Raw genomic sequence first — 7,768 nt, forward strand, 5'->3', positions numbered from 1 at the left:
ACCAGCGTATTGGTGAGTGAACAGGTTCTCCTAAGGAGAGACATAGTGAGTGAGTTAATTCGTGTACCCGACATCGGCAACGGTGAAGGCGAAGTCATTGAATTGATGGTCAAGGTCGGTGATCGCATCGAAGCCGACCAGAGCATTCTGACGCTGGAATCAGACAAGGCGAGCATGGAAATCCCTGCTCCCAAGGCTGGCGTCATCAAGGCCATGAAGGTCAAGCTGGGCGACCGCCTGAAAGAAGGCGACGAGCTGTTCGAGCTGGAAGTGGAAGGCGAAGCAGCTGCCGCACCTGCCCCCGCAGCCGAACCTGCCGCGGCACCTGCTGCTGCCGAAAAACCGGCTGAAGCTGCACCGGCACCTGCCGCGGCTGCGCCTGCTCCGGCAGCCAGCGCCAGCGTTCAGGACATCCACGTGCCGGACATCGGCTCGTCGGGCAAGGCCAAAATCATCGAGCTGATGGTCAAGGTCGGTGACTCCATTCAGGCTGATCAGTCGTTGATCGCCCTGGAATCCGACAAGGCCAGCATGGAGATCCCATCTCCGGCAGCAGGCGTTGTCGAGAGCATCGAAGTCAAGCTGGACCAGGAAGTCGGTACCGGCGACCTGATCCTCAAACTGAAAGTCGAAGGCGCAGCGCCCGCCGCAGCTCCGGCACCTGCTGCCAGCGCACCGGCTGCCGCTCCTGCCAAGGCTGAAGCGGCTGCACCGGCCGCTGCTCCAGCGCCGAAAGCCGAAGCAGCACCTGCTCCGGCTGCACCGGCCAAAGACGGCGCCAAGGTTCACGCAGGCCCGGCTGTTCGTCAGCTGGCACGCGAGTTCGGCGTCGAGCTGAGCGCGGTCAGCGCCACCGGCCCACACGGCCGCGTGCTGAAAGAAGACGTTCAGGTTTACGTCAAGACCATGATGCAGAAGGCCAAGGACGCTCCGGCTGGCGGCGCAAGCGGCGGCTCGGGCATTCCGCCGATCCCGGAAGTCGATTTCAGCCGTTTCGGCGAGATCGAAGAAGTACCGATGACGCGCCTGATGCAACTCGGCGCTTCGGGTCTGCACCGCAGCTGGCTGAACATTCCGCACGTCACGCAATTCGACCAGGCCGACATTACCGACCTGGAAGCTTTCCGTGTTGCGCAGAAAGGTGCTGCAGAGAAGGCTGGCGTCAAGCTGACCGTTCTGCCACTGCTGCTCAAGTCCTGCGCCCACTTGCTCAAGGAGCTGCCGGACTTCAACGCTTCGCTGGCACCTAGCGGCAAGGCCGTGATTCGCAAGAAGTACGTGCACATCGGCTTTGCCGTGGACACCCCGGATGGCCTGTTGGTACCGGTTATCCGCGACGTCGATCAGAAGAGCCTGTTGCAGCTGGCCGCCGAAGCCGCAGCACTGGCTGAAAAGGCACGTAACAAAAAGCTGACTGCAAACGACATGCAGGGCGCGTGCTTCACCATCTCCAGCCTCGGCCACATTGGCGGCACCGGCTTCACGCCGATCGTCAACGCGCCGGAAGTGGCGATCCTCGGTGTTTCCAAGGCAACCATCCAGCCCGTCTGGGACGGTAAAGCCTTCCAGCCGAAACTGATGCTGCCGCTGTCGCTGTCCTACGATCACCGCGTGATCAACGGCGCAGCTGCTGCCCGCTTCACCAAGCGCTTGAGCGAATTGCTGGCGGACATTCGTACAATCCTGCTGTAAGCCCTGCAGGCCCGTTCCCGGACGGGCCTTGCTGTACACCTTTGCGAGCTGCCACGCTCGAACCTCAACCCCGCCCTCCAGCGGGGATTTTTTTGCCTGGCTATCGCGCCCATGCTCCGCGCTCATTGCTGGATTCTGTGGGAGTGACCGGGGCGGCGATCCGCATTGCTCACGACCATCTTCTGGGGTTGTACGGACCCCTTAGCGAGCAAGCTCGCTCCCACGACCTTTATCGCGGTGCCAGGTCTGACTGGCGGGTGATACACTACGCGACATTTTTGTTTTGCAGGTCCACCGTCGTGACTAACACCGCTTTCAATTCTCTGCCTCTGTCCGCTGCCATGCTGGCTAACCTGGAGTCGCTTGGTTACGCCGAAATGACACCGATTCAGGCGCAGAGCCTGCCGGTGATCCTCAAGGGCATGGACCTGATCGCGCAAGCCAAGACCGGCAGCGGCAAGACCGCTGCCTTCGGTATCGGCCTGCTCAACCCGATCAACCCGCGGTTCTTCGGTTGCCAGGCACTGGTCATGTGCCCGACCCGCGAACTGGCGGATCAGGTCGTCAAGGAAATCCGCCGTCTGGCGCGCTCGGAAGACAACATCAAGGTGCTGACCCTCTGCGGCGGCGTGTCTTTCGGCCCGCAGATCGGCTCGCTGGAGCACGGCGCGCACATCATCGTCGGTACGCCGGGGCGTATTCAGCAACATTTGCGCAAGGGTTCGCTGGTGCTGGACGGCCTGAACACGCTGATCCTCGATGAAGCCGACCGCATGCTGGACATGGGCTTCTACGACGCCATCGCCGACATCATCGAGCAGACCCCGCAGCGCCGTCAGACCCTGCTGTTCTCCGCGACCTACCCGGTCGGCATCAAGCAGCTGTCGTCGAAATTCATGCGTGACCCACAGACCGTAAAAGTCGAAGCGCTGCACGCCGACAGCCAGATCGAGCAGATTTTCTATGAAATCTCTCCGGAACAGCGTCTGGAAGCGGTGGTCAAGGTACTCGGTCATTTCCGTCCGGCGTCCTGTGTGGCGTTCTGCTTCACCAAGCAGCAGGTTCAGGAAGTGGTCGACCACCTGACCGCCAAAGGCATGTCTGCCGTCGGTCTGCATGGTGATCTGGAACAGCGCGACCGCGATCAGGTACTGGCGATGTTCGCCAACCGCAGCACCTCGGTACTGGTCGCCACCGACGTGGCCGCGCGCGGTCTGGACATCGACGCACTGGACATGGTGATCAACGTCGAGCTGGCGCGCGATTCGGAAATCCACATTCACCGCGTAGGCCGTACCGGTCGCGCAGGCGAAAAAGGCATCGCGGTCAGCCTTGTGGCACCGTCGGAAAGCCAGCGCGCCCGCGCTATCGAAGAATTGCAGAAAGCCCCGTTGAACTGGCAGCAGTACGATCAGCTAAGCGTCAAGGAAGGCGGCAGACTGCTACCGACCATGACGACGCTGTGCATCGGCTCGGGTCGCAAGGACAAACTGCGTCCGGGCGACATTCTTGGCGCGCTGACTGGCGAAGCGGGTATTGCAGGCACTCAGGTGGGCAAGATCGCGATCTTCGATTTCCAGGCGTACGTCGCCGTCGAGCGCAGCATGGCCAAACAGGCTCTGGAGCGTCTGAACAACGGCAAGATCAAAGGCAAGTCGCTGCGCGTGCGGATTTTGTAAAGTTTATAGTTGACCCTGATAGTCCCTACACTCCGCGCCGAGCATCATATACAGGCCCCGAAGGTCCTGAAAACGCGGTTTTCAGGCCTCTGCCCGTAGGGCGTGGGAGCGAACTTGTTCGCGAAGACGGTAGTTCAGACGATAAATCTTCGGAGAACATACCGGCCCTTTCGCGAACAAGCGAAGCGTCGCCCGGTCCGCTCCCACGGCCTTCGGCCAGAATCAAAAACAGGCTTGTATATAGCTTAGCGCGGAGCATGGGAACGATCGTGACCTACAGATCGAGGAACCACGCTGTGCCCGTTACTGACGTTTTAATCATTGGCGCTGGCGCCGCTGGTCTGATGTGTGCGTTCACCGCTGCCGCTCGCGGGCGCAGAGTGATATTGATCGATCACGCCAATAAACCTGGCAAGAAGATCCTCATGTCCGGCGGCGGACGCTGCAACTTCACCAACATGTACACCGAGCCGGCCAATTTCCTGTCGCAGAACCCACACTTCTGCAAATCGGCGCTGGCGCGCTACACCCAGTGGGATTTCATTGCGATGGTCGCCAAACATGGCGTGCCGTATCACGAGAAAAAACTCGGCCAGCTGTTCTGCGACAACAAGTCCAGCGACATTCTGGAAATGCTCCTGGAGGAATGCCGTCAGGCCGGTGTCAGCCTGCACATGGACACTTCCATGCAGCAGATCGGCAAAACCGAATCCGGCTACAGCCTGCAAACCACGCTGGGCACGTTGAGCTGCGAGGCGCTGGTCATCGCCACGGGCGGGCTGTCGATCCCGACGCTGGGCGCGACCGGCTTTGGCTATCAGGTCGGCAAGCAGTTCGGCCACACGCTGCTGCCCACCCGCGCAGGCCTGGTGCCGTTCACCATCACCGATCAGCTCAAGGAGCTATGCACCGAGCTTTCGGGCACATCGGTGGATTGCCTGGTCAGTTGCAATGACACCAGCTTCCGCGAAAACATCCTGTTCACGCATCGCGGCCTCAGTGGCCCGGCGATCCTGCAGATCTCCTCGTTCTGGCAGCCCGGTGACACCGTGGAAATCAACTTGCTGCCCGATCACGATGTGCCCGCCTGGCTCAGTCAGCAACAGGCCGAGCGTCCCAACAGCGAGTTGAAAACCCTGCTGGGCGAGATTTTCACCAAAAAGATGGCCAACCTGATCGCCGAACACTGGTTCGTGTCCAAGCCCATGAAGCAGTACACCCACGCCGAACTGTCCGACATCGCCGAAAAACTGGCGAGCTGGAAGGTGGTCCCGGCAGGCACCGAGGGTTATCGCACCGCTGAAGTGACGCTGGGCGGTATCGATACCCGTGAAGTGTCGTCCAAGACCATGGAGTCGCTGAAATCCCCTGGCCTCTATTTCGTCGGCGAAGTACTCGACGTGAGCGGTCATCTGGGCGGCTTCAACTTTCAGTGGGCGTGGGCCTCGGCCTACGCAGCGGCGCAGTACGTGTGACGTAGTGCGCGTGGCGTAACATCACGACACTGCAAACCGGTATAAATTTTGCCAAGCGGATGTACAGCCAGTCGTTTGGTCTGTACATATCCTCCTGCAGAATTGATCAATTGCGAACAGGGCCGTAAGCTTACCCATGGCATCGAAATCTCTCCGTCATACATTCCGTCGATTGTGGGCGCTGGATAAATTCAGCTATAGCGTTCGAGTCTTTATCGCACTGACCGGCAGCATGGCGCTGTGCTGGTACCAAAACGAGATGGCATTGCTGATCCCGCTGTTTCTGGGGATTATTGCCTGCGCACTGGCAGAGACTGACGATAGCTGGCAAGGCCGACTCAATGCCCTGGCCGTGACACTGGTGTGTTTCAGCATCGCCGCCCTCGCCGTCGAATTGCTCTTCCCCTACCCCATCCTGTTTGTCTGCTCGCTGGCGCTGGCCAGCTTCTGCCTGACCATGCTCGGCGCGCTGGGTGAGCGGTATGGCGCAATCGCCTACGGCACGCTGATCCTCTCGGTCTACACCATGATCGGCGTCGATCAGCGCGGCGGTGAGGTACTGGACTTCTGGCATGAGCCGATGCTGCTGGTGGCGGGTGCAGCCTGGTATGGCCTGCTGTCAGTGCTGTGGCAGATGCTGTTTTCCAACCAGCCGGTGCAACAGGTGCTGGCCCGGCTGTTCCGTGAGCTGGGGCAGTACCTGAAACTCAAGTCGACGCTGTTTGAGCCGATCCGCACACTCAATGTAGAGGCCCGTCGTCTGGAACTGGCGCAGCAGAATGGCAAAGTGGTCGCCGCGCTGAACTCCACCAAGGAAATCATCCTGCACCGCGTTGGCAGCGGCCGCCCCGGTTCGAAAGTCAGCCGCTACCTGAAGCTGTATTTCATCGCCCAGGACATCCACGAGCGCGCCAGCTCGTCGCACTCCCCCTACAACTCACTGGCCGACGCCTTTTTCCACAGCGATGTGCTGTTCCGCTGCCAGCGCCTGCTGCGTCAACAGGGCGTTGCCTGCCAGGCGCTGTCAGAATCCATCCAGCTGCGGCAGCCGTTCGTGTATGACCCCAGCTTCGCCGAAGCCATGGAAGACCTGCACGCCTCTCTGGAACACCTGCGCATCCAGAGCAACCCTGCGTGGCGTGGCCTGTTGCGTTCGCTGCGTGCGCTGGCTGCCAACCTCGGCACACTGGATCGCCTGATCAGCGACGCCAGCAACCCGGACGCCGTGGCCGATGCCACCGACAGCAGCCTGCTGGACCGCTCGCCGCGCAACCTCAAGGATGTCTGGACCCGCCTGCGCCTGCAGATGACCCCGACCTCACTGCTGTTCCGCCACGCCCTGCGCCTGCCGCTGGCGCTGACCATCGGTTATGCGATGGTGCACCTGATTCACCCGTCACAGGGCTACTGGATCATCCTGACCACGGTGTTTGTCTGCCAGCCGAGCTACGGCGCCACCCGGCGCAAACTCGGCCAGCGGATCATTGGTACGGCAATAGGTCTGACGGTCGGCTGGGTACTGTTCGATCTGGTTACCAGTCCGATTCTGCAATCGATGTGCGCGGTGTTGGCCGGTTTGGTGTTCTTCGTCAATCGCACCACGCGCTACACCCTGTCGACCGCCGCCATCACAGTCATGGTGCTGTTCTGTTTCAATCAGGTCGGCGACGGTTACGGGCTGTTCCTGCCACGGCTGTTCGATACGCTGCTGGGCAGCTTGATCGCCGGGCTCGCGGTGTTCCTGTTCCTGCCGGACTGGCAAGGACGACGCCTGAACAAGGTGCTGGCCAACACCCTGACCTGCAACAGCATTTACCTGCGGCAGATCATGCAGCAGTACGCCAAGGGCAAGAGTGACGACCTTGCCTATCGACTGGCGCGACGCAACGCACACAATGCCGACGCTGCGCTGTCGACCACATTGGCAAACATGCTTATGGAGCCCGGTCACTTCCGCAAGGAGGCCGATGTCGGTTTCCGCTTTCTGGTCCTGTCACATACGCTGCTGAGCTACCTTTCCGGCCTCGGCGCGCACCGTGATACACAGTTGCCTGGCGATGTCCGCGAACACCTGATCGATAACGTCGGCGCTACGCTGGCAGCCAGTATCGACGAAATCGCCGCAGGGCTGGCCGAGAAGAAACCTGTCGCCGTACAGAGTGACGCAGAGGAAGCACTGGCCGCGCAACTGGAACAGCTACCGGAAGAGATGGACGAAAGCCAGCGTCTGGTACAGGCTCAGCTAGCCTTGATCTGCCGCCAGCTGGCACCGCTACGCACCCTTGCCGCCCACCTGATCAAAGCTCCGGAGGCTGTTGCAGCCCATGCAGTCTGAACAGCTCGTCGTAGGTGCCGTCGGCCTTCATGGCGGCAATTTCACGATCAAAATCGGCGACGATTTTTGCGTGCTGAGGGTTTTTCAGGCTGACCAGAATATGCAGACTGTTCTCGCTCAACGAGCCGGGTAGAAACTCGACACGGTCGCGAACCTCGTCGGGCTCCATCGCCAGGTTATAGCGAGCGACGTATTCGTCCTCCAGTGTCAGGTCCACACGTTCGGCAGCGAGCATGCGTACGGCTGTGGAGAAGTTTTGTACGGGAACCTTCTTGAGCAGACTGTCGCTGTCAAACGCAGGGGAATAGGCATAACCGCGTACAACCGCAATCATGTAATTGTGCAGTTGTTCATGGCTCCGAACCTCGATAGCCGATTCCTTGCGTTTGATGAAGCGCACCCTATTAAGCAGGTATTCGGCTGAAAACTGACCAATTTTTGTGCGATCTTCGCTGAACCATGCGTTGATCAGAACAGGGCAGCCTGCGGCTGCAAATTGTGGGATTTTGAAATCGGTTATCATAGCCGAAATTGAGTCGATCCCTCCTCAGCACAGGCTTACACATGGCGTCAGAGACCAAAAAACG

4 protein-coding genes and 1 pseudogene are annotated in these 7,768 nt (G+C 60.2%); 4 read left to right on the forward strand and 1 reads right to left on the reverse strand.

The window, feature by feature from the left end:
• Positions 1-45 precede the first annotated feature (45 nt).
• From aceF to yccS, 4 genes are all read left to right on the forward strand, one after another.
• Entirely contained in the window at positions 46-1,692 is a 1,647-nt protein-coding gene (gene aceF, locus AO277_RS10615; protein ID WP_044318010.1) for a dihydrolipoyllysine-residue acetyltransferase, read from the forward strand.
• Positions 1,693-1,991: 299 nt separating this feature from the next.
• A complete protein-coding gene (dbpA, locus tag AO277_RS10620; protein WP_080899182.1) occupies positions 1,992-3,371 on the forward strand; it encodes an ATP-dependent RNA helicase DbpA in 1,380 nt (459 codons plus the stop codon).
• A gap of 296 nt (positions 3,372-3,667) precedes the next feature.
• Positions 3,668-4,846 (forward strand): BaiN/RdsA family NAD(P)/FAD-dependent oxidoreductase, encoded by a 1,179-nt coding sequence (locus tag AO277_RS10625; RefSeq protein ID WP_044318011.1) that lies wholly within the window; start codon positions 3,668-3,670, stop codon positions 4,844-4,846.
• A gap of 136 nt (positions 4,847-4,982) precedes the next feature.
• Entirely contained in the window at positions 4,983-7,181 is a 2,199-nt protein-coding gene (gene yccS, locus AO277_RS10630; protein ID WP_099258964.1) for a YccS family putative transporter, read from the forward strand.
• Here the strand turns inward: yccS and AO277_RS10635 are convergent.
• Positions 7,144-7,656, reverse strand: a pseudogene (locus AO277_RS10635) (transporter substrate-binding domain-containing protein); the annotation flags it as partial. The gene yccS and the pseudogene AO277_RS10635 overlap by 38 nt on opposite strands.
• Positions 7,657-7,768 lie beyond the last annotated feature (112 nt).

It is taken from the genome of Pseudomonas amygdali (genome assembly GCF_002699855.1).
Classification (GTDB): Bacteria; Pseudomonadota; Gammaproteobacteria; order Pseudomonadales; family Pseudomonadaceae; genus Aquipseudomonas; species Aquipseudomonas amygdali.

Bases quoted from the DNA above. Each gene is read 5' to 3' on its own strand.
- yccS (WP_099258964.1), top strand. From the start codon at position 4,983: ATGGCATCGAAATCTCTCCGTCATACATTCCGTCGATTGTGGGCGCTG.